Origin of the sequence: Kocuria sp. 2SI, from assembly GCF_005502825.1 — a bacterium.
GTDB lineage: Bacteria > Actinomycetota > Actinomycetes > Actinomycetales > Micrococcaceae > Kocuria > Kocuria palustris.
Map to the genome: position 1 here is coordinate 33799 of NZ_SCNB01000012.1, position 21440 is coordinate 55238.

Sequence of the window (21440 nt, forward strand, 5' to 3'; positions counted from 1 at the left end):
CAGCCCACTGGGGCCGAGTCAGCGCCCATGCGTGTCCCTCAACGCGACGCCAGCGCGGCGCAGATGTGCGCGCACCGTTCCGCCGTTGAATCCGACACGCGCACCCACCCTCATCAGTGACTCGCCTTGGTCGTACCGCCGAACCATCTCCAGAATTTGATCGGGCGTGGGTCCCTCGCCCCGGATCTTGATCCCGCGCTCCCGGAGGCGGGCAGCGAGGCGCTGACGACTCACGCCCAGGTCGTCGGCGATCAGCCACAGGGTGGTTCCCGCCTCATATCGGCGCTGAACGTCGTCCAGCATCGCCTCTGTCAGCCGGGGGACGGGTTGCGCAGGCCGACCCGTCTGCGGCGTGGAATTCATCGCTGACATGGGGGCGACGCCGGATCGTCCACTGCTCACGAGCCACACGGAGCAACGACGGGACGAGGTTAGAACATTGCCGCGCTACCTCCACCGAAGGAATACGAAGGGCCGAACCTCCCGGTGCGGCCCTTCGTCGTTGCCCGGACCATGTCGTTCTGGCTCATCGGGTCAGAGGCTGGAGCGCGTCGAGGGGGCGCATCTGAAGGCTTTCGGGGCCTGAAGCACGGCCGATGAGTCCCCCCAGCAGCGGTGGGTGCCCACCTGCCGAGCGACACCACAGGGCCATCCGATTGTGGTGCTCATGCAGCGGGGCTGCTCGACGGATTCCGGCGTCGGAAGCCCTCAGCGCCAGAAGATGGCGAAGCGTGCCCAATCACCCTGGCCGTCCCACGGGGGTCTCGTCTCGACAATCGTGACGTGGCGCTCGGCTGCGTCCACCTCGACGCGCACCTGATCGCGCAGATGCTTGGGCACTTGCTCACGGCACCAGCGCTGGATGCGCGGCAGATCCTTTTCGGGGACAGCCATGCCTGCCTCCACACCTCTCCTCCGCTCATTGCGGAGCTCGTGAATCCCACCGCAGGCGATGGAGCAGCCACCGTCGGTGGCGTGAGACGTCCCCTCAGCGGGGTGCAGACCAGGCCCCCTTCTGACCGGCCGGAGCTCCTATCGTGAGGGCATGGACAATCGCGACGAGATCCGCGACTTCCTCGCCACTCAGCGGGCCAAGCGGACGCCTGCTGACGTCGGGCTGCCCACCAGCGCCCGTCGCCGGGTCCCCGGCCTGCGGCGCGAGGAGGTCGCGGTGCTCGCGGGGGTCAGCACCGAGTGGTACACGAAGCTCGAGAAGGGCTACATCTCAGGGGTCTAGGAGGAGGTCCTGGCAGCCGTCGCCGATGCTCTGCGCCTGGACGTGATCGTCGTGAATGCGCTGGGCAGGGCCCTGCACGCGCCCATGTTCGACAGCCCCACGGCCAGGGGAGGGCGGGCGAACTTCGCGCGCTGCCACTTCCTGGACCCCGGTTCTCGGGAGTTCTTCGTCGACTGGGAGGGCGGTGCCGCCGCGACGGTCGCCCTGCTGCGGGCCGAGGCGGGGCCTGCGCCGTACGACATGGCGCTGCGGGAGCTGATCGGAGAGCTCTCCACGATCAGCGAGCAGTTCAGCGCGCACTGGGGCTCCCACGACATCCTCATCCGCCATGAGGACCGGAAGGGGCTCCAGCACCCCGCCGTCGGGGAGCTCGAGCTGACCTGCCAGTCCACGGAGATCCCCCTCGCTCAGCGGGCCTGGCACGACCTGACCTTCTGCACCGCGGAGCCGGGGACGGCGCACGAAGAGCGGCTCAGGCTCCTGGCGAGCTGGCACGCCACGGGCGCAGCTCAGGAGCCGGACAGCGGCGCATCGCTGTATCCGGGCAGCTGAGGCGTTCCTCTCAGAGGACGGTCATGGCCCTCGGCCCCGCCGGAGTACGGTGGTCTGCCATGAGCGAGGAGCCGCAGCAGGCTGACAAGCGGATCGGGACCGTGGAGACCGCAGACGGCGCGCGGCTGCAGTGGGCGTCGTATGGCGAGGGCCCCGGTCTGGTGCTGATCGCTGGTCAGGCCACCACCCACGTCAGCTGGCTGCATGTGCTGCCGCAGCTGGCGCGCAGACGGCGGGTCGTGGTCTTCGATCATCGCGGCGTGGGGCGCAGCACGCTGGGGGAGCCCGACGGGCTCAGCACTCGGGCGCTGGCCCAGGACGCGCTCGCCGTGATGACGGACGCCGGTCTGGAGCGAGCGGATGTCTACGGCCATTCGATGGGAGGGCGCATCGGTCAGTGGCTGGCGATCGATGCGCCCGAGCGCGTGCGTCGGCTGGTCCTGGCCAGCACCACCGGAGGCGACCGTCGGGACGGCCCTCGCGGACCGGGGATCGACGCCGCCCTGGCCTCCGGCGACCGCAAGACCATGACGCCGCTGTTCTTCACCGACGGCTTCGCAGCCCAGCATCCAGATGTCGTCGAGCAGTTCTTCGCCCGCGACGCCGATCTCACCGCACGCCGGATGCACTTCCAGGCCAGCCGCGGCCACGACGCCTGGGGCGACCTGCCCAGGATCACGGCGCCCACGCTGGTGCTGCACGGGGCCGACGACCAGGTGACACGCCCTGACAGCGCCCGGCAGCTCGCCGAGCTCATTCCGAGTGCCCAGCGGCGGATCCTGGAAGGACAGCGCCACTGCCCGCACCTGGAGTCGACGGAGGCGCTGGAGGCCGTGGAGGAGCTCCTGGCGGCTGACTGATCTTGCGGGGTCGCCGGTGCGCCGACCGGGGTGCCGCTGTCTCAGGCGCTCTCGCCCGAATACGGCTGCAGCTCACCGAGCACCTCGTTCAGCGCCTCCGTGCTGGAGGGGTGGGTCCAGATGCCGTTCATCAGCTCGTCCGCGGTGACCTGGACCCGGATGGCCAGGGCCACCAGATTGATCAGCTCCTGGGAATCGATGCAGAACAGCGAGGCGCCCAGCACCTGCCGGGTCTGCGCGTCCACAGTGAAGGTGATGACGCCGTCTGTCTCGCCCACGATCTTGGGCCGCGGCATGGCGGCGATCGAGGCCACGTCCTTGGCCGCGTAGAGAACCGAGTGCCCTGCACGCACGGCTTCCTCCGGGCCCATGCCCACCTGGGACAGCGGGGGAGTGAGGAACGTCGTGCTCGGCACGGCCACGCGGTCGGCGCGGCTGCGCTGCCCGGAGCCGATGAGCTGATCCCAGACGATGCGGTGGTCGTCCAGGGAGATGTAGGTGAACTGCGGGCCGCCGTTGATGTCGCCCACCGCGTACACGCCCTCCGCGCTCGTGCGCAGCTGATCATCGACCGCCACGAAGCCCCGGTCGTCGGTCTCGATGCCGGCTGCCTCCAGGTTCAGGTCGGCGGTGGCCGGGGTGCGGCCTGCTGCCACCAGCACGGCATCGGCCTTGACCTGGCCGTCGGCCAGCTCCAGCACGGTGACCTGGGAGCCGAAGTGCTGGAACATCTGGGCGAACTCCAGTCCGATGAACCCGCTGCCGATGATCGCCAGGCGCTGCGGCAGGGGATCCGCGTGCTGGATGGACGTCGAGTCGTAGACCCGAGGCAGATCGATGCCGGGGATATCCGGGCGCGCGGGCACGGCACCGGTGCCCAGCACGACCGTCTCCGCGGTGATGATCAGCTCGCCGTCGGCCGTGTCCACCGCGACCTTCCGCGGGCCGATGAACCGAGCGGTTCCGTCCACCAGTTCTGCCTGGCCCTCGAGCATCCTGTGGTTGGCCGCATTGAGCTTGCCGATCAGCGAGTCGCGCCCGGCCACGGCCTGCGTGAAGTACTCCTGCGGATCATCCTGCGGGCGGCGCCGCTGCGCCGAGACGATCAGATCCTTGGTGGGAACGCAGGCGATGTTGATGCAGGTGCCGCCGTACATCTGAGGGCTCTTCTCCACCATGGCCACGGATCTGCCGGTCGCGGCCCAGCGCTTGGCGAGCGTCTTGCCCGCCTTGCCCCAGCCGATCACCAGCAGTTCGACGGACAGCTCTGAGCTCCTGGACGTGCTCCTTCTGGGGGAATGGGGGTCAGTCGGCCTGGATCTCGCGGATGACCTTGGCGGGGTTGCCGACGGCGATCACGTTCGCGGGCAGATCCCTGGTGACCACGGATCCTGCGCCCACCACGGTGTTCTCGCCGATGCTCACGCCGGGGCACACGATCACGCCGCCGCCGAGCCAGACGTTGTCGCCCAGCGTGATCGGCTCGGCATCCTCGAGCTTGTCCCGTCGAGGGCCGGGCTCCACGGGGTGGGTGGGCGTCAGCAGCTGGACGTTGGGTCCGAGCTGGCAGTCCTCACCGATGGTGATCGGCGCGACGTCCAGGGCAGTGAGGTTGAAGTTCACGAAGGACCGGGCGCCGATGCTGATGCGGCTGCCGTAGTCCACACAGAGCGGCGGGCGCACGTCCGCGTCCTCACCGAGGTGCCCGAGCAGCTCCTCGAGCAGCTCGCGGGAGCCGGGATCGACGTCGACGACGGCGCGGTGGAAGGCATCGCAGAGGCGCGTGGCGCGGCGGGAGGCTTCAGCGAACTCGGGGCCATCGGCGATGTAGGGGTCGCCGTCGAGCATGCGCTGCCAGTGGCTGCGGTCGTCACCTGCGAAGTGATCGTTCGTCATGCTCCGAACGCTACGCGGGGCCGCCGACGTGCCGCGGAGGATCGCTGGGCAGGCGCGCCTGCCTGCCCCCTGAAGATGTGATGTAATTCATATCATCTGCTTCGGGGTGCCGATCTTCGGTGCGATCCGAGGCCTCGCTTCATCGCCGAGGAGCACAGCAGTCATGGGACAGCGCGTCCGCAGGTCCACCGCAGGGATCGCAACGGGACTGGCCGCCGTGCTGCTGCTCAGCGCCTGCGGCTCGGGTGAGGACGCCGAGAAGGGCTCGACGTCCTCCGCCTCCGCCTCGCCGAGCGCTGAGCCGACCGAGACCGAGACGCCCACCGAGACCGCCACGGAGGCATCCTCCGCGCCGACCGATCAGCCTGCCGCCGAGGCGCAGGCGGAGACCCCGGCTGAAGCTCAGGATCCTTCCGCCGGGCCGACTCCGGACGAGACTCCTGTCCCGGCGGACGTCGGGCAGGACCCCTTCGCCGAGGAGTCGGGCGTCGGTCCGGCCCCGGGGGAGGTCCCGGTTCCGGCGGAGGTCGGTCAGAACCCGTTCGGCGAGGACGCCTCCGCAGGCGGCCCCGGGGCTGTGCCGCAGGGCACGGCGACGGCGGCGGCGCAGAACTATCTGGACTTCACGAACTTCTCTCGCAGCGGCCTGATCGAGCAGCTCGAGTACGAGGGCTACTCGAACTCTGAGGCCACGGCGGCGGTCGACGGGTTGAACGTGGATTACGCTCAGCAGGCCGCTGGAAGTGCACAGAGCTACATCGACATGACCGGCTTCAGCCGCTCCCGGCTGGTCGATCAGCTCGTCTATGAGGGATACACCCCTGGCCAGGCCGAATCCGGGGTGAGCAGCCTGAGTGTGGACTACTCGGAACAGGCGGGCCGGTCGGCACAGAGCTATCTGGATCTGATGCCGATGTCGCGCGCGGAGCTCGTGGATCAGCTGATCTACGAGGGGTACACGCCTGAGGAGGCCGCCGCAGGAGCGGACAGCGCCGGTCTGTGAAGCGCAGATCGGCGACGGGCCGGCAGGTGGCCTGACGGTCCCAGGCCTGTGGGGCCGAGATCGACGGCTGCCGACGACGACTGCGCGAACTGGTCACGCGCAGTCGTCGTGCACCTTCCGGGCCTCCAGCACGGCGGGCAGATCCGCCTCGATCGTGGTGATGAGCGCAATGAGAGGCTCGGCCACGGCCGCGCCGAGCTCCGTCAGGGCGTAGTCCACGTGCGGCGGGATGGCGCTGTGCACGGTTCGCACCACCAGGCCGTCGTGCTCGAGCTCGCTGAGGGTCTGGGAGAGCATGCGGTCGCTGATCCCCTCGATGGCCCGGCGCAGCTCGCCGAAGCGCGCTGGGCCCTCGCTGCGGGAGAGCGCGACCATGGTCAGGGCGCCCCATCGGCCCGTGACGTGATGCAGCACGGAGCGCGACGCGCAGGCCTTTGCCATGACATCAGCACCGAGCTCTGCCGTGGGCTGCTCGGCCTGCCCGTGCACGATCTGGGGTGTCGTCTCCTGCGAAGTCATGTCCTCCACTGTAGCGAGAGCACTTTCGAATATGTCGGCACGTGAAGATACGCAGTGCTCACGAAAAGTAAGTGCTACGGTGTGCGAGACCACCGAACCGAAGGAGAGCATCATGAGCATCGCCGTCACCGGAGCCACCGGACAGCTGGGCCATCAGGTCATCGAATCCCTCATCGAGCGCCAGGTCGAGCCGCGGGAGATCGTCGCCGTCGTGCGCAATGCCGACAAGGCGCAGGACCTCGCCGACCGCGGTGTCCGGGTCGCGGTCGCCGCCTACGAGGACGCCGACGCCCTGAAGGCCGCTCTGGAGGGCGTGCAGCGCCTGGTGATGGTCTCCGGCAGCGAGATCGGCAAGCGCGTGGCGCAGCACTCCAACGTCATCCAGGCTGCTCAGGCGGCCGGTGTGCAGCTGATCGCCTACACGTCGCTGCTGGGTGTCGAGACCTCGACCCTGAATCTGGCCCCCGAGCATCGGGAGACCGAGCAGCTGCTGGCCGAGTCCGGCATCGGCCACGTGCTGCTGCGCAACGGCTGGTACTGGGAGAACTACGCCTCGGCGATCGCCCCGGCCCGCGAGTACGGGAAGATGTTCGGGGCCGCCGGAACGGCCCGTGTGAACGGAGCCGCGCGCAGGGACTACGCCGAGGCCGCCGCGGCCGTGATCACGATGGAGGCCCAGGAGGGCCGAGTCTACGAGCTGGCCGGCGACCCTGCCCTGAGCTACCCCGAGATCGCTGCGCGCATCGGCGGGCTGCTCGAGCGCGAGGTCGACTACATCGATCAGACCGTCGAGGAGTACGCGCAGGTGCTGCAGCAGGCCGGGCTGCCGGAGCAGGTCGCCGGGTTCGTCGCCGAGATGGACCGCGGGATCGCCGACGGCGCCCTGGAGTCGGACAGCAGGGATCTGCAGACCCTGCTCGGGCGCCCGGCCACCACGATCGCGCAGGCGCTCGCGGACTCCGTCTGAGCTGAACAGGTCCGCCCGGGGCCGGGAGCACCGAGGGGGTGCGACGCCGCGATGGCGTCGCACCCCCTCGTCGTCGCCGCGAGCGCTGCCAGAACGGGGCGATCCCGGCTCAGAGCGCGGCTTCGACCTGATCGGCGAAGGTCTGGGCGGACTTGGTGTTCTTCTTCTTGTCCATCAGCGCCTTGGGGGAGCCCGGGCTGTTGTCGTAGTCGACGGTCATCCGCGTTCGGCCGCCGGCCTCCTCCAGGGTGATCGCCAGATGGGTGCCCCAGCTCAGGGCTGTGCGCTTGGTGGTGATGTCGAAGCGCAGCCGATCGCTGCTGACGGCGTCGATGTGGTGGCCCTCCGATCGGGCTGTGGACTCGATCGCCTCGCGGACGCGGTCCAGAGGCGCGGGGAGGTCCTTGCTGAGGGTGGCGTTGGAGGCGAAGAGTGCCATCGGGGGGTCCTGTCGTCGGGGGTGGTTGCGTAAGCATAGATATCCCGGCGACAGGGTGGGCTGCCTCACTCGTGTGTGACGCGGTGCGGATCCTCTGTGACCGGTGCCTCAGGCGGCCGAGGGCTCGGGGTCGGCGCGCGGGCGCCCCTGGCCCAGGGTGACGCCCATGCTGGCCAGGACCACCAGGCTCACCGCCGCGATGCTCAGCACTCCAGCGCCCTGGCCGAGCAGGACCCAGCCGACCACCGTCGCGATCGCGGGCTCCAGGCTCAGCAGCACGGAGAAGACGTCGCTGGGCAGGCGGCGCAGCGCAGCGATCTCCAGCGAGTACGGGAGCACAGAGGACAGCAGCGCGGCCGCCAGGGCGAAGAGCAGCAGCCCGGGCTCCTCGACGACCCGCACCGCTCCCGAGGCGCCGATCGGCACCACGACGACTGCGGCGATGATCATGGCCGCACTGAGCCCGCCGAGTCCGGGGACCTGCTTGCCCGTCTCCGCGCTGGCCAGGATGTAGAGGGCCCAGAACGCCCCGGCGAGCAGGCCGAACACGACGCCCAGCGGATCCAGGGAAGCCGCGGTGACAGCGGACTCGGCGCCCAGCAGGGCCATGCCGATGAACGCCAGCGCGACCCAGAGCAGATCGCGGGAGCGTCGGGACAGGCACGCCGCCAGCACGAGGGGGCCCAGGAACTCGATGGCCACTGCCGTCCCCAGCGGGATCCGCTGGATGGCGGCGTAGATGAAGCCGTTCATCCCGGCCAGGGCGAGTCCCAGGGCGATCACGCAGCGCCACTGCAGCCGGTCCCACGCCCGGATCCTCGGGCGGGCGGCCAGCAGCATGAGACCGGCGGCCAGCAGCAGCCGCAGCGCGCTGGCGCCCCACGAGCCGAGGTCGTCGAAGAGCTGGGCGGTGGCTGCCGCGCCGACCTGGATCGACAGACAGGCGGACAGGACCATCGCGGCCCCGGGGCCGGTGGAGCGGGCAGTCGACTGCGCGCTCACGAGGACGGGCTCATCGGGGTGGTGGCGATCAGGGGCTCAGCATGTCGGAGCCGCGGCTGTCGGGGCCAGTCGGGCTGTCTCGTCGTCTCCCGCCGGTAGGCTGAGCCGCTGTGCAGACCTTCCTCCCGATGCCGAGCCCGGCTGACTCCGCCCACGCTCTGGACCGCCGTCGCCTGGGCAAGCAGCGCGTCGAGACGCTGCAGATCCTGCGTGCGCTGTGCCTGCCGGACTACGGCTGGGGCACGCACCCGGCCGTGCTGATGTGGTCCGGACATGTGCCCGGGCTGGTGTCCTACGGACTGGCCATGGTCGATGAGTGGGAGGCCCGCGGCGGGCGGGATTCCACGCGCTGGAAGATCGCCGAGTTCGCTCCGGAGGCGGCCCGCAGCCCGGCGGCCCTGCCGCCGTGGGTGGGCGACCCGGAGTTCCACGCGGCGCACCGCTCGTCGCTGATCGCCAAGGACGAGCAGCACTATCGCCCGCTGTGGCCCGAGACCCCCACGGGCCTGGAGGCGGTCTGGCCGAGCCCGGCCAGCCCGCACGTGAAGCCCGCTGAACCCGGCCCCGGCAAGCGCGCCTGGGTCGTGGTCGGGCCCGTGCTGCACGATGACGCCCTGCTGCTGCCCGCTGAGCCCGCGCCAGGGGACACCGCAGCCCAGCGCCGACGCCGCCCGGGGCAGCTGGAGCGCCTGCGCACCGAGGCCCAGCCCGGTGAGGAGGTGCTCATCCCGCTGTCATCGGCCTCGGCCGAGGGCACTGCCTTCGAGTCCGAGCGCGATGAGGCGCAGGAGGGTCTGCGCGAGCCGGTGCTGCGGGGTCGACTCGGCGCCGGGGAGCACGGCGACGACGGCATCCGCCGCGAGGTCGAGTGGCTGGAGATCCTCTCCCGCGATGCTCTGGAGGATCCGTGGCAGCTGCAGCGCCCCCGTACCGTCTTCCCGATCCGTCGCTGAGAGCGGATTCCGCCATGGGCTGAGCGCTGAGGTGGACGCACCGGGGCCGGCAGGCGGACAGTGGTGTCCATGAGCATTCCCACTGTGAACGATCTTGCCGCCTCCGCCCGCAGCACCCGTTGGGTGCTGGCCGCTCGACCCAGCGGCTGGCCCACCGAGGACGACGTCCGCCAGGAGACCGTGGAGCTGCCGGAGCTGTCCGACGGCGAGATCCGCGTGGTCAACGAGGCCATCTCCGTGGATCCTTACATGCGCGGGCGCATGAACGATGGCCCCTCCTACGTCCCGCCCTTCGAGCTCGGCGAGCCGATGGACGGCGCGGCGGTGGGAGTCGTCGTCGCCTCCCGCTCGGAGGATGTCCCCGAGGGCACCCGCGTGCTGCACGGACAGGGCTGGCGCGACGTCGCCCAGCTGCCGGCGGCCAAGACCCAGAAGCTGCCCGACCTGCGCGACACCGAGGGCCCGCTGGCCGCCTCGAAGTTCCTGGGGATCGCCGGGATGCCCGGCTTCACGGCGTGGCTGGGTCTGGCGCGGATCGCGTCCATGCAGGAGGGCGACACGGTGTTCGTCTCGGGTGCCGCCGGCACCGTCGGCTCGGCCGTGGGGCAGATCGCCCGGCTCAAGGGCGCCGCCCGCGTCATCGGCTCGGCGGGCGGTCCTGAGAAGAACCGCATCGTGACCGAGCGCTACGGCTTCGACGCCTGCCTGGACTACAAGCGCGGCGACGTCATGGGTCAGCTCGGCGAGGCCGCTCCGAACGGCATCGACGTCTACTTCGACAACGTCGGCGGCGATCACCTGGAGGCTGCGATCCAGCACTTCAACGACGACGGCCGCGCAGCACTGTGCGGTGCGATCAGCCAGTACAACGACGATCAGCCCGCCCCGGGTCCGCGCAACATGGGGATGCTGGTCACCAAGCGGCTGATGCTGCAGGGGTTCATCCAGGGCTTCTATACCGAGGCCATGGGCGACTTCCTGGCCGAGATGGGTCCCTGGCTCGCGGCAGGGGAGATCGTGGCCGATGAGACTGTCGAGGACGGGATCGACCAGGCCTTCGACGCCTTCCTGGGCATGATGCAGGGCCGCAACGTCGGCAAGATGGTGGTGCGCACCGCCGTCGCCGACTGAACGCCCGCCTGTCCGACGAGGCTCAGCCCTTCTTGGCCCCGCGTTTCTTCTTCCGGGAGGGCTGCTTCTCGGCCTTGGCCTCCACCTCGGCGGAGTGGTCCGGGACGGCGCGCTGCAGCTCGCGCGGCGGGCGCTGATAGCCCGAGGACGGCGGGCGCTTGGGCAGCTCCAGCTCCGGGCGCTCGATGTGCTCCCACTGGATGGTGTGCAGCAGATCGGCGATCATGTTGATCCGCGCCCGCCGCTTGTCCTCGGCCTCCGCGATGTTCCACCGCGAATAGGGGAGATCGGTGTGCACGAGCATCTCGTCGCGGGCCCGTGAGTAGTCCTCCCAGCGGGTCAGCGACTCGAGGTCCATGGGCGAGAGCTTCCAGTGGCGCATGGGATCGGAGAGCCGGGACTGGAAGCGCTTCTCCTGCTCCTTGCCGGAGACCGAGAACCAGTACTTGCGCAGGATGATGCCGTCCTCGATCAGCATCTGCTCGAAGATCGGGCACTGGCGCAGGAAGCGCTGATGCTCCTCCGGGGTGCAGAAGCCCATGACCCGCTCGACCCCGGCGCGGTTGTACCAGGAGCGGTCGAAGATCACGATCTCGCCCGCGGCCGGCAGATGCTCGATGTAGCGCTGGAAGTACCACTGCGTCTTCTGCCGCTCGGTCGGCGCCGGCAGCGCCACGATACGGGCGGTGCGGGGATTGAGGTACTCGGTCAGGCGCTTGATCGCCCCGCCTTTGCCCGCCGCATCACGGCCCTCGAAGACGATCACGACGCGATTGCCGGTCGACTTCACCCACTGCTGCATCTCCACGAGCTCGGCCTGCAGTCGCAGCAGCTCCGCCTCGTACAGGGACTTGTCCATGCGCTTCGTCTTGGTCATGCCTCGACGATAGCCAGCTGTGAAACAGATCACTCAGCCGGGACGGGCAAGTTGCCGTCACGCGAAGAGGCGCCCGGCCGGTGAGGGTCGGGCGCCTCTGCTGCGCTGGATCGGATCACTCCGGGGAGACCTCCACGGGCGGACCCATGGCCAGCAGGGTCAGGTAGAGAGCCGCCACCACGACGATGATCACGACCGTCGAGACCACCGGATGCCGCAGCAGGGCGGCCAGCGGCTTCTCGAGCGGGCCTCGAGGTGCCTCGTCGTCGCCGCGCAGGCGCCAGCTGTGGGGCAGAAGGCCGCGGCGCAGCGCCCGGCGCTCCACCGGGATCGTGGCGTAGGGGATCACGGAGCTGAACAGGGCGAGCAGGCCGTCGGCCACGGACCACCGGGCGTCGATCCACACGAGCACCGTGACCGCGCAGTAGCTCAGGAACACGAAGCCGTGGATGCCACCGCCCACGGAGACCGGCCAGTCGCCCAGGTGCAGCGCGTACTTGCCGATCATCCCCAGGATCAGCAGCGTCCAGGTCACCGCCTCGGCCAGCGCCAGGACGCGGAAGAGCCGGTGCGGCGTGACGGGGTCCGCGTGCGGCACAGGGGTGGCGGGGGCCGTCGTGGGGGCGGTGCTCGGACCGGTGGTGCGGGGGTTCGGATCGCTCGACATGCCCCCATTGCACCGCATCAGGCTGGACGCGTCCTCCAGGCGCCGCCGTGGAGCGGGCGCCGCATCACAGTCCGCGCAGCCGACGGCTGCGGCACGACGACGGCTGGGCCGGCGTCGTGCGTGGTGGGTCTGGAGGGCTGTGCCAGACTGAGCGCCATGTCGCAGACCCGTCCGGAACAGGACCAGCAGCCCGTCGACCTGGCCACCGATCTGCTCCAGACCATGGATCAGGTCACGCAGGATGCCCTGAACTTCGGGTACCGGATCGAGCAGGGCTTCACCCAGTTCCGGCAGCGCAGTGCGGAGCGGCGCGGGGATCGACCCGTCATGGTCGCCTTCGACTGCTACGGAACCACCGACCACGTGCGCATCCTGGGCCGGGCTCTTTACAAGACGCACGGGCGGGAGGACCCCACCGCCGAGGACGAAACCTCGATCCGCGGCTGGCGGTCCTTCACCTCGATCCCCATCGGCTTCGCCCACGTGGATGTCGAGATCGAGGGTGTGCAGTTCCGGCTGGTGGCGGACAAGGGCGGGGTGATCGATGCCGACGTGGAGATCAGCCTGGAGCCCGGCGTGCACACCGCGCGGCTGCGCACCGCCGGCTCGGCCTGGGCCACCTCCCGGATCTGGGTGGTCGACGGCTCCCAGCGCATCGGCGTGGTCTCCGATATCGACGACACCGTCATGGTCACCGCCCTGCCGCGGCCCATGCTGGCGGCCTGGAACTCTTTCGTGCTCAACGAGCACGCCCGCGACGCCACCCCCGGCATGCCGGTGCTGCTGGAGCGCCTGCGCCGCCGCCACCGCGGCCTGCCCTTCATCTACCTCTCGACCGGGGCCTGGAACGTGGCGCCCACGCTGCGCCGCTTCCTGAGCCGCAACGCCTACCCGCCCGGAACGCTGCTGCTCACCGACTGGGGACCCACCACGGATCGCTGGTTCCGCTCGGGGCCCCGGCACAAGGTCGAGAACCTCGAGCAGCTGGCCCGCGAGTTCCCGCACATGAAGTGGATCCTGATCGGCGACGACGGCCAGCACGACCCGGAGATCTACGGGGGCTTCGCGCAGCGCTACCCGCAGAACGTGGCCGCCGTCGTGATCCGCACGCTCTCGCCCACCGAGGCCGTGCTGGCCTCCGGTCGCCTGCTCACCGCCGACGGCCCCGAGCTGCCGGAGGGGATCCCGCTGATCCGCGCGAACGACGGTGCCTCGATCTCGGAGCAGCTCGAGGAGCACGGGCTGCTCTGAGGCAGGACGCTGTGCTGTCGGGGAGGGCCTCTACCGTGGACCTATGACCGAGCGAGGCACCCAGTCCGAGTCCCTGCCCACGGCCCCGTCGTTCCGGCGGCGCGAGCCGCAGCTCAGCGCGGTCGAGGATCTGCCCGCAGACAGCGCCCGGCAGATCGATCGCCTCGTGGAGCGCACTCAGGCGGCCTTCAGCGCCCCGGCGCCGCTCGAGCTGCGGCTGGAGCGCCTGGACCGGCTCGAGCGCGTGCTGACCGGGCACCGTGAGGCGCTGCAGGCGGCGCTGGCCCAGGACCTGGGCAAGTCGCAGACCGAGTCCGAGCTCACCGAGATCGGCGTGACGCTCACCGAGCTGCGCCACGTCCGTCGCAGCCTGGCCTCCTGGATGGCGCCGCGGTCCGTGGGATCGGCTGCGGTGCTGAGTCCCTCCAGCGGCTGGGTCCAGGCGCAGCCTCTGGGCACCGTGCTGATCATCGCTCCGTGGAACTACCCGGTGCAGCTGCTGCTGTCTCCGCTGGTGGGCGCGCTCGCGGCCGGCAACACCGCGGTGGTCAAGCCCTCCGAGCACACCCCGCACGTGTCCCAGGCGCTGAGCCGGGCCCTGGAGCAGGAGCTGCCCGACTGCGTGGGCGTGGTCCAGGGCGGTGTCCCGGAGACCACGCGGCTGCTGCAGCACCGCTTCGACCACCTCTTCTTCACGGGCAACTCGGCCGTGGGGCGCGTGGTCATGCGGGCTGCGGCCGAGCACCTCACGCCCGTGACGCTGGAGCTCGGCGGCAAGTCGCCGGTGTGGATCGACGACACCGTCGATCTCGCCGCAGCCGCCCGGCGCCTGGCCTGGGCCAAGCTGGTCAACGCCGGGCAGACCTGTGTGGCCCCGGATTATGTCATGGCTCCGGCCAGCGTGCTGGAGCAGCTCGTGCCGCTGCTCACGGAGGCCATCCGCGAGTTCTACGGCGAGGATCCGCAGTCCAGCCCCTCCTACGGGCGGATCGTGAGCTCGCGGCACCTGCAGCGCCTGACGCAGCTGCTCGAGCGGGTGCCGGCAGCGGACGTCCTGGCCGGCGGGCGCCACGACCTCGAGGACCGGTACCTGGACCCCACGATCGTGCGCAGCGCACCGGATGGTCCGCTCATGGAGCAGGAGATCTTCGGGCCCGTCCTGCCGCTCGTGGCGGTGGAGGACCACGGCCAGGCGATCGACGTCGTCCAGGCCGGGGAGAAGCCCCTGGCGCTCTACGTCATGAGCCGGGACGAGCAGGTGCGCGCCGGCTTCAGCGAGCGGACATCCTCCGGCGGCATGACGTTCGAGGCCCCCATGGTCCATCTCATCCACCCGCAGCTGCCCTTCGGCGGCGTGGGCGATTCCGGCATGGGCGCCTATCACGGGCGCGCCAGCTTCGACACGTTCAGCCATCACCGCTCGGTGCTCGACAAGCCGCTGGCCCCGGAGACCCTCAGCGTCACCTTCCCGCCGTACAGCGGCGCGCGGGCCTGGGCAGCGCGACAGCTCATGTCCGCGCCCACGCCGTCCGAGCTGGTGCATCGTCTGCGCCGCCGTCGGGGCGGGCGCACGCGGGACTGAGCCTTCCGCCGTCCACGACGGCCCCCGCAGGAGCACGGCCTCCGAGGCCTGGATGGCTTCGGGGCCGCGCCCTCGGCGGATCAGACCGGGGGCCTCAGCCGGAGAGCCCGACCAGCCCCACCATCACCGGCACCATGGTCACGATGAGGATGATGCCCAGGACATCGAACACCGCGCCCGTGCGGATCATCCGCACCATGGGCACTGCGCCGGTGCCGTAGACGATCGCGTTCTGCGGCGTGGAGACCGGCAGCATGAACCCGAACGACGCCGCGAACGTGGCCGCCATGGCGGGCACCAACGGATCGACCTCCATGGCCTGGCACAGAGGGATGACGATCGGGACGATCACGGCGGCGGCGGCCGTGTTGGAGGTCGTCTCCGAGATCAGCACGGCCAGCACTGCGGAGAACACCGTGATCGCGGCCAGGCTCGTGACCCCCAGGTTCTCGGAGGCGCCGGTGCCGATGGTCTCGGCCAGGCCGGTGTCGGCCAGCATGGAGCCGAAGATGATGCCCGTGCCGAAGAGCAGGATCGTGCCCCAGTCGATCTTGGCGGCCTCGGACCAGGTGAGGGTGGGCTCCCGCTTGGCCCAGTCCTTGGGCAGGATGAACAGCAGGGAGGCGCCGAGCACCGCCACGATGCCCTTGTCCAGGCGGTCGTCCATGAAGATGTAGAGCTCGGAGTCGGTGCCCGCGAACAGGCTGACCACGGCCGGCAGCAGCCACAGGGTGATGGTCACGCCGAAGGCGATGATCGTGTTCTTGGCCGCGCGATCCATGGGGCCCTGGGCTTCGCGCTGCTCGCGGACGTAGTCCTCCACGCCGTCCAGGCGACGGACCTCGGGCCGGTTGAGCAGGAACATGGCCGCGGCGAGAACGATGAACATCCCCAGGCAGATCGGGAAGGCCATGACCATCCACTGCGCGAACGAGATCCGGATGCCCATGGCCTCCTCGATCAGGCCGCGGCCGATCAGGTTGGGCGGGGAGCCGACCGGTGTCAGCAGGCCGCCGACGCTGGCTCCGTAGGCCAGCATGAGCATGAGTGCTGCGCCCACGCGCAGGCGCAGCGGATCGAAGTCCTCCTTGACGATGCCTCGGTCCTGCATCAGCTGGGCGATCACCGCCAGGATGCCCAGAGCGGTGGGCATGAGCATGGCCACCGTCGCGGTGTTGGAGACGAAGGCCGAGAGGATGCAGGTGATCACGCCGAACGCGATGATCACCCGGTAGGTCGAGCGCCCCACGCCCGGCAGCGAGAGCACGAACAGGGCCACGCGCTGGGCGATCCCGTGCTTGAGCATGGCCTGGGCCAGGATGAACGCGCCGATGAACGTGAAGATCGTGGTCGATCCGAAGGGCGCGAGCACGTCGCCGGCCGGCGCCACGCCCAGCACGACGATCGCGCCGACGCCGATCAGGCCGCCCACGGGGATGGGCACCGGCTCGCAGATCCACAGCACGATCACGCCCAGCAGCACGGAGGCCAGCAGATGCTGATCCGGCTCGAGGTTCACGGGCAGCAGCGCGAACAGGATCGCGATGGCGGGAGCGACGAAGAAGCCGGCCGTCTGGCGGGCTCGCTCGAACTTCTCCTCCCGCGGGGAGAGCTTCTGCTCGCTCAGGCTGCGGAACGTCTTGCCGCCGAGCAGGGCGGAGCGCACATCCGTGCGCCGGGAGGCGTCCCGAGCCCAGGAGATGGGGCTGGTGTCGGTCACTGGAGGTCCTTCCTCACGAGGGTCCCCTCACCCTGCGCCTGTGACGCAGGCCACGTCCAAGTCAGGATAGCTACCATTCGCATAGGCAGGGCCGATGAGTCGTCTCCGCGGCCCCCGAGAGATGAGGCTGCTTCCATGGACATCCGTCAGCTGACCTGCTTCCTGGCCGTGGTCGATCACGGCGGATTCACCCGGGCCGCCGAGCACCTGTACATCGCCCAGCCGTCGCTGTCCCAGACGATCAAGGGGATGGAGTCCGAGCTGGGTGTGCCCCTGTTCCACCGGAGCGGCCGAGGCGTGGTGCTCAGCGAGACCGGGAAGGCGCTCGTGGGACCCGCGCGGATCGTGCTGCGGGATCTCGAGGTGGCGCGCAGCGCGGCCGCGGAGCTGTCGGAGACGCTGTCGGGCAGGCTCGAGATGATCGCCATGCCGTCGCCGGCCATGGAGCCGCTGGCCACGCTCGTGGCGGGATTCACCGCCGAGCGCCCGGGCGTGCGGATCGCTGTGAAGGCGGCCTTCACCCCGGAGCAGGTCGTCGACGCGGTGCGCCAGGGCTCGGCCGAGCTCGGCCTGCTGGGCACCCCCGAGCCGTTCTGCAGCGCCGCGGTGGATGTGCAGCCGCTGCCGCGGCAGGACCTGATGATCGTCCTGGCCCGGCATTCGCGGGCCTTCGACGGGCTCGAGGCCGTGCCTCTGGCGAAGCTGTCCGGACAGCCGATGATCGCCTCGCAGCGCGGCTCGCTCATGCGCCAGGTCCTGGACGAGGCGCTGGCCGAGGGCATCGACCTGCGCATCGTGGTGGAAGCCGCGCACCGGACCTCGATCCTGCCGCTGGTCATGGCCGATGTGGGACACGCGATCCTGCCGTCGTCGTGGATGCCCACGGCCCGGGCGATGGGCCTGACGGCGCTGCCCCTGGATCCGCGGCCGCCGCTGCACATCTCGCTGATCAGCCGCACCGCCGATCTGACCCCGCTGGCCGTCGCCTTCCTGGGCCATGCCCGCGAGCACGCTCGTGAGGAGGGCCCGGACGGAGACGAGCTCCCGACCCCGCAACTTGGATAGGCCCTTCCTATGGAGGGGATCGCAATGCGGTCTTGGACCGATCGAGTCGTCGCGGTCTCTACTGGATCCCAGCCGCAGACTCCCGCGGCGCCGCACCTCGACGAAAGGCCGATCATGGCTGAGCAGACCTTCCGCATCGCCTCCATCCCCGCCGACGGCGTGGGCAAGGAGGTCGTCGCCGCCGGACGCCGCGTCCTCGACGCGATGGCCGAGGCCTCCGACGGCGCCTTCGCCTTCGACTGGCAGGAGTTCCCCTGGGGCTCGGCCTACTACGCCGAGCACGGTGTGATGATGGCCGAGGACGGCCTGGAGCAGCTGCGCGACTTCGATGCGATCTACTTCGGCGCCGTGGGCTGGGAGTCCGTGCCGGATCACGTGAGCCTGTGGGGCCTGCGCCTGAACATCACGCAGAACTTCGATCAGTGGGCCAACATCCGCCCCGTGAAGTTCCTGCCCGGCGTGCAGTCGCCGCTGCGCAAGGCCGATTCCGAGGACCTCGACTGGATCGTGGTGCGCGAGAACTCCGAGGGGGAGTACGCCGGACTGGGCGGACGCAACCTCTCGGGCCGCGGCCCCGGCGAGGAGGTCGCGATCCAGTCGTCGCTGTTCACCGAGAAGGGATGCGAGCGGATCATCCGCTTCGCCTTCGACCTGGCGCGCACCCGTCGGGTGAAGAAGGTCTCCTCGGTGACCAAGTCGAACGCCCAGCAGTACGGCATGGTCCTGTGGGACGAGGTCTTCCAGCGCGTGGCCGCCGAGTACCCGGACGTGGCGAACGAGTCGGTGCTGGTGGATGCCATGAGCGCCAAGTTCATCCTGCACCCGGAGGACCTCTCGGTCGTGGTGGCCTCGAACCTCAACGCCGACATCCTCTCGGACCTGGGCTCGGCGCTCGCGGGCAGTCTCGGCCTGGCCGCCAGTGCCAACCTCAACCCGGAGCGGCGCTTCCCGTCGATGTTCGAGCCGGTCCACGGCTCCGCTCCGGATATCGCCGGTCAGGAGATCTCCAATCCGATCGGCGCGATCGCCTCCGCGGCGCTGATGCTCGACCAGTTCGGCCTCTCCGATCAGGCGCGCCGCCTGGAGGCGGCGATCGAGGCCACGACGGGGGCCGGCCACCTGACCCGCGACATCGGCGGCACGAGCTCGACGGACGAGGTCACGCAGGCGATCATCGAGGCACTGGCCAGCGCGCAGCCCAAGCCCGAGGCCGACGCCGCCTACGAGACGGTCTGAGCGGCACCCACCGGATCTGCCGCCGACCGCACCACTGAGAACCGAGGTCCCCTCATGCCATCGCCGAACGTGCTCATCGCTCCGGACAAGTTCAAGGGCAGCCTGACCGCCCGCGAGGTGGCCGCTGCGCTGGCCGAGGGGATCCGGGCCGTCGTGCCGCGGGCGCAGGTGCGCGAGCTGCCTCTGGCCGACGGCGGCGACGGCAGCGTGGAGGCCGGCCTCTCGGCGGGCTTCGCCGCGCATGAGGCGCCTGTGACGGGCCCGCTCGGGGATCCGGCCGTCACCGCCATCGCTCTGCGGGAGGCCACCGCGATCGTGGAGGCGGCCACCACGAGCGGGCTGCAGATGGTGCCCGATGACCGCCGCGATGCCGGTGCGGCGAGCAGTCGCGGCCTGGGGGAGGCGGTGCGTGCGGCTCTCGGGCTCGGCGCCGAGCGCATCGTCCTGGCCCTGGGCGGAAGCGCCTCGACCGACGGCGGCATCGGCATGCTCACCGCACTGGGGTGGCGATTCCTGGACGCCGACGGCGCCCCCGTGGACCCCAGCGGCCTGGGGCTGGCGGAGATCCGTCGGATCGAGGCGACGGGCGCGGTGGATCTCACGGGCATCGAGCTCGTGGCCGCCAGCGATGTCCAGAACCCCCTGCTCGGCTCCGACGGCGCCGCTGCGGTCTACGCACCGCAGAAGGGCGCGGACCCGCAGGAGGTCCAGCAGCTCGAATCCGGCCTGCAGCACCTGGTCCGGCAGCTGGCCGGGATCCGCCCCGATGCCGCCGAGCTGGCCGAGCGCCCGGCTGCGGGTGCCGCCGGCGGGCTCGGATTCGCGGCCATGTTGCTCGGGGCCCGGATCGCCTCCGGGGCGGATCACTTCCTGGACCTGCTGGGCTTCGACCGCGCCGCGGCCGGCTGCGATCTGGTGATCACCGGCGAGGGCCGGATCGACAGCCAGACCCTGTCCGGCAAGCTGCCGGCCGTCGTCGCCCATCGGGCCGCCCCCGCGCGGGTGGAGGCCGTCGTGGGGCACAACGCCCTGGGCGCGGACACCGCCCCGGAGGCGGGCATCGCGCGCATCCGCTCGCTGAGCGGGCGCACACAGGCCGACTGCGCGCGGGACACCGAGCTGTCCCGGACGCTGCTGGTCGAGATCGGCCGGGAGATCGGGGCGGAGCTGGCGGAAGGGGCCGATCAGGTCCCATGACGTCATGACACGCCGCGCGGCAAGAGATTTCGCCGGTGCACAGGCTGCTCGAAGGGGGCGTCCCCAGGTGTGGATGACGCCCCCTTCGTCACGCCCGATGCGCGTGGGGACGCGGTCCGCAGCGGCCGGTGAGGACACCCGGTCTGTGGACATCCTGGGGAGGCGGCCCGATGGTGACGAATCTGACCATCACACATCATCTTGGGGTCGTGCCGTGGGTGCGGCACTAGATGTAGTATCTCTATCCAGCGCAGGAACCAGAGCGGCCCGGATGACGCGGACCGATCGGAGCCCCCGGAACGGCGGTCCTGCACCGAGCACCGGCACCAGCCGGAGGCCTCGGAGCGGCTCTTCTCACCACGCCACTCACCCCCATGAACAGGAAGGGATCACCGACATGTCAGTGACCGTCTACAGCAAGCCCTCCTGCGTCCAGTGCAACGCCACCTACCGTGCGCTCGCCAAGAAGGGCATCGACTACAGCGTCGTCGATGTGACCGAGGACCAGGCCGCCTACGAGCACGTCGTGAGCCTGGGCTACCAGCAGGTCCCGGTCGTGGAGACCGGTGAGGACCACTGGTCCGGCTACCGCCCGGACATGATCTCCCAGCTCGCGGTGCGCGTCTCCGCCTGAAGCTCTCCGACCACGACGGCCGGACCGCGCGGCGCTCGTCTCCCGAGAGGGGGATCGGTGCCCGGTCCGGCCGTCGAGCACCATGGTCGCCCCCGCACCCCGGCTCGTCCGGGACCCGTCGTACCGCTTGAGAAGTGAGTGACTGCCTTGTCCGCACTCATCGCTGATCTGCGCCGCGCGGCCGCTGAGCGCGACCGGCTGGCCGCCGAGACCACCGATCGCACGTCGCCGAGCTCGGGCGACCCCCTCGTCGTCTACTTCTCGTCGATCTCGGGCAACACGCACAAGTTCGTCGAGAAGCTCAGCGCCCGCTCGCTGCGCCTGCCGCTGCGCACCCACGAGGAGGCCCCCGTCGTCCGGGAGCCCTACGTGCTGGCTGTGCCCACCTACGGCCGCCCCGGCGGCTCGGGGGCAGTGCCCCCGCAAGTCGTGAAGTTCCTCAACCTCGAGGAGAACCGCCGTCAGCTGCGCGGGGTCCTGGGGGCCGGCAACACCAACTTCGGCGAGCATTTCTGCCTCGCCGCCCAGAAGATCGCCGTCAAGTGCGATGCCCCGCTGCTCTACCGATTCGAGCTGATGGGCACCGAGCAGGACGTCGCCAATGTGAACGAAGGACTGATGAAGCTGTGGCAGTGACCACCCATACCTCCCA

Annotated in this window: 24 protein-coding genes; 14 read left to right on the forward strand and 10 right to left on the reverse strand. The window is 70.3% G+C overall.

What is annotated here, in order from left to right; translation table 11 throughout:
• Nucleotides 1-18: 18 nt before the first annotated feature.
• Both FFS25_RS08395 and FFS25_RS08400 read right to left on the reverse strand, forming a co-directional pair.
• Entirely contained in the window at nucleotides 19-363 is a 345-nt protein-coding gene (locus FFS25_RS08395; RefSeq protein ID WP_171004145.1) for a helix-turn-helix domain-containing protein, read from the reverse strand.
• Nucleotides 364-708: 345 nt separating this feature from the next.
• Nucleotides 709-894 (reverse strand): DUF3024 domain-containing protein, encoded by a 186-nt coding sequence (locus tag FFS25_RS08400; protein ID WP_249933829.1) that lies wholly within the window; start codon nucleotides 892-894, stop codon nucleotides 709-711.
• Between the two features lie 151 nt (nucleotides 895-1045).
• Here FFS25_RS08400 and FFS25_RS14030 point away from each other — a divergent pair, with 151 nt between their 5' ends.
• Genes FFS25_RS14030 through FFS25_RS08410 form a run of 3 tightly spaced genes read left to right on the forward strand, consistent with a single transcriptional unit; the run spans nucleotide 1046 to nucleotide 2649 of the window.
• Nucleotides 1046-1237 (forward strand): hypothetical protein, encoded by a 192-nt coding sequence (locus FFS25_RS14030; RefSeq protein ID WP_349654421.1) that lies wholly within the window; start codon nucleotides 1046-1048, stop codon nucleotides 1235-1237.
• Nucleotides 1238-1246: 9 nt separating this feature from the next.
• Nucleotides 1247-1789, forward strand: coding sequence for an MmyB family transcriptional regulator (locus tag FFS25_RS08405; protein WP_349654423.1), 543 nt, complete (start codon nucleotides 1247-1249; stop codon nucleotides 1787-1789).
• A gap of 59 nt (nucleotides 1790-1848) precedes the next feature.
• Nucleotides 1849-2649 (forward strand): alpha/beta fold hydrolase, encoded by an 801-nt coding sequence (locus tag FFS25_RS08410; RefSeq protein ID WP_171004147.1) that lies wholly within the window; start codon nucleotides 1849-1851, stop codon nucleotides 2647-2649.
• A gap of 41 nt (nucleotides 2650-2690) precedes the next feature.
• On the opposite strand, the gene FFS25_RS08415 is transcribed toward FFS25_RS08410, so the two are convergent.
• Both FFS25_RS08415 and FFS25_RS08420 read right to left on the reverse strand, forming a co-directional pair.
• Nucleotides 2691-3896: an FAD-dependent oxidoreductase gene (locus FFS25_RS08415; RefSeq protein ID WP_349654422.1), complete on the reverse strand. Its 1206-nt coding sequence runs from the start codon at nucleotides 3894-3896 to the stop codon at nucleotides 2691-2693.
• Nucleotides 3897-3954: 58 nt separating this feature from the next.
• On the reverse strand, nucleotides 3955-4545 hold the full coding sequence (locus FFS25_RS08420; RefSeq protein ID WP_137802560.1) for a sugar O-acetyltransferase: 591 nt from the start codon (nucleotides 4543-4545) through the stop codon (nucleotides 3955-3957).
• A gap of 163 nt (nucleotides 4546-4708) precedes the next feature.
• Here FFS25_RS08420 and FFS25_RS08425 point away from each other — a divergent pair, with 163 nt between their 5' ends.
• Entirely contained in the window at nucleotides 4709-5548 is an 840-nt protein-coding gene (locus FFS25_RS08425; protein WP_137802561.1) for an Ltp family lipoprotein, read from the forward strand.
• 93 nt (nucleotides 5549-5641) lie between these two features.
• On the opposite strand, the gene FFS25_RS08430 is transcribed toward FFS25_RS08425, so the two are convergent.
• On the reverse strand, nucleotides 5642-6067 hold the full coding sequence (locus FFS25_RS08430; RefSeq protein ID WP_024290589.1) for a winged helix-turn-helix transcriptional regulator: 426 nt from the start codon (nucleotides 6065-6067) through the stop codon (nucleotides 5642-5644).
• A gap of 112 nt (nucleotides 6068-6179) precedes the next feature.
• Between FFS25_RS08430 and FFS25_RS08435 the strand changes: the two genes are divergently transcribed.
• On the forward strand, nucleotides 6180-7034 hold the full coding sequence (locus FFS25_RS08435; RefSeq protein ID WP_137802562.1) for an SDR family oxidoreductase: 855 nt from the start codon (nucleotides 6180-6182) through the stop codon (nucleotides 7032-7034).
• Between the two features lie 109 nt (nucleotides 7035-7143).
• Here FFS25_RS08435 and FFS25_RS08440 read toward each other — a convergent pair whose 3' ends face one another.
• On the reverse strand, nucleotides 7144-7473 hold the full coding sequence (locus FFS25_RS08440; RefSeq protein ID WP_137802563.1) for a hypothetical protein: 330 nt from the start codon (nucleotides 7471-7473) through the stop codon (nucleotides 7144-7146).
• A gap of 108 nt (nucleotides 7474-7581) precedes the next feature.
• Nucleotides 7582-8475 (reverse strand): EamA family transporter, encoded by an 894-nt coding sequence (locus tag FFS25_RS08445; protein ID WP_249933830.1) that lies wholly within the window; start codon nucleotides 8473-8475, stop codon nucleotides 7582-7584.
• Nucleotides 8476-8585: 110 nt separating this feature from the next.
• Here FFS25_RS08445 and FFS25_RS13605 point away from each other — a divergent pair, with 110 nt between their 5' ends.
• On the forward strand, nucleotides 8586-9428 hold the full coding sequence (locus tag FFS25_RS13605; RefSeq protein WP_212742735.1) for an MSMEG_6728 family protein: 843 nt from the start codon (nucleotides 8586-8588) through the stop codon (nucleotides 9426-9428).
• Nucleotides 9429-9497: 69 nt separating this feature from the next.
• Nucleotides 9498-10559, forward strand: a complete 1062-nt coding sequence (locus FFS25_RS08455) for an NADP-dependent oxidoreductase (RefSeq protein WP_137802565.1) — start codon at nucleotides 9498-9500, stop codon at nucleotides 10557-10559.
• 22 nt (nucleotides 10560-10581) lie between these two features.
• On the opposite strand, the gene ppk2 is transcribed toward FFS25_RS08455, so the two are convergent.
• Nucleotides 10582-11436, reverse strand: coding sequence for a polyphosphate kinase 2 (gene ppk2, locus FFS25_RS08460; RefSeq protein WP_137802566.1), 855 nt, complete (start codon nucleotides 11434-11436; stop codon nucleotides 10582-10584).
• 115 nt (nucleotides 11437-11551) lie between these two features.
• Nucleotides 11552-12103, reverse strand: a complete 552-nt coding sequence (locus tag FFS25_RS08465) for a DUF3817 domain-containing protein (protein ID WP_137802567.1) — start codon at nucleotides 12101-12103, stop codon at nucleotides 11552-11554.
• Nucleotides 12104-12259: 156 nt separating this feature from the next.
• On the opposite strand from FFS25_RS08465, the gene FFS25_RS08470 reads away from it, so the two are divergent.
• Together FFS25_RS08470 and FFS25_RS08475 are read left to right on the forward strand one after the other, a co-directional pair.
• Nucleotides 12260-13354 (forward strand): App1 family protein phosphatidate phosphatase, encoded by a 1095-nt coding sequence (locus tag FFS25_RS08470; RefSeq protein WP_137802568.1) that lies wholly within the window; start codon nucleotides 12260-12262, stop codon nucleotides 13352-13354.
• 43 nt (nucleotides 13355-13397) lie between these two features.
• Nucleotides 13398-14936 carry an aldehyde dehydrogenase family protein gene (locus FFS25_RS08475; RefSeq protein ID WP_137802569.1) on the forward strand — a complete coding sequence of 513 codons (1539 nt, stop codon included), beginning with the start codon at nucleotides 13398-13400 and terminating at the stop codon, nucleotides 14934-14936.
• A gap of 94 nt (nucleotides 14937-15030) precedes the next feature.
• On the opposite strand, the gene FFS25_RS08480 is transcribed toward FFS25_RS08475, so the two are convergent.
• Entirely contained in the window at nucleotides 15031-16656 is a 1626-nt protein-coding gene (locus FFS25_RS08480; RefSeq protein ID WP_171004148.1) for an SLC13 family permease, read from the reverse strand.
• A 135-nt stretch (nucleotides 16657-16791) separates the two neighbouring features.
• Between FFS25_RS08480 and FFS25_RS08485 the strand changes: the two genes are divergently transcribed.
• From FFS25_RS08485 to nrdI, 5 genes are all read left to right on the forward strand, one after another.
• Nucleotides 16792-17721 carry a LysR family transcriptional regulator gene (locus tag FFS25_RS08485; RefSeq protein ID WP_137802570.1) on the forward strand — a complete coding sequence of 310 codons (930 nt, stop codon included), beginning with the start codon at nucleotides 16792-16794 and terminating at the stop codon, nucleotides 17719-17721.
• Nucleotides 17722-17835: 114 nt separating this feature from the next.
• On the forward strand, nucleotides 17836-18957 hold the full coding sequence (locus FFS25_RS08490) for a tartrate dehydrogenase (RefSeq protein ID WP_006213336.1): 1122 nt from the start codon (nucleotides 17836-17838) through the stop codon (nucleotides 18955-18957).
• 54 nt (nucleotides 18958-19011) lie between these two features.
• Nucleotides 19012-20154: a glycerate kinase gene (locus FFS25_RS08495; RefSeq protein WP_137802571.1), complete on the forward strand. Its 1143-nt coding sequence runs from the start codon at nucleotides 19012-19014 to the stop codon at nucleotides 20152-20154.
• A 397-nt stretch (nucleotides 20155-20551) separates the two neighbouring features.
• Nucleotides 20552-20788, forward strand: a complete 237-nt coding sequence (gene nrdH / locus FFS25_RS08500; protein WP_006213334.1) for a glutaredoxin-like protein NrdH — start codon at nucleotides 20552-20554, stop codon at nucleotides 20786-20788.
• A gap of 198 nt (nucleotides 20789-20986) precedes the next feature.
• Nucleotides 20987-21424: a class Ib ribonucleoside-diphosphate reductase assembly flavoprotein NrdI gene (nrdI, locus tag FFS25_RS08505; RefSeq protein WP_051990374.1), complete on the forward strand. Its 438-nt coding sequence runs from the start codon at nucleotides 20987-20989 to the stop codon at nucleotides 21422-21424.
• Nucleotides 21425-21440 lie beyond the last annotated feature (16 nt).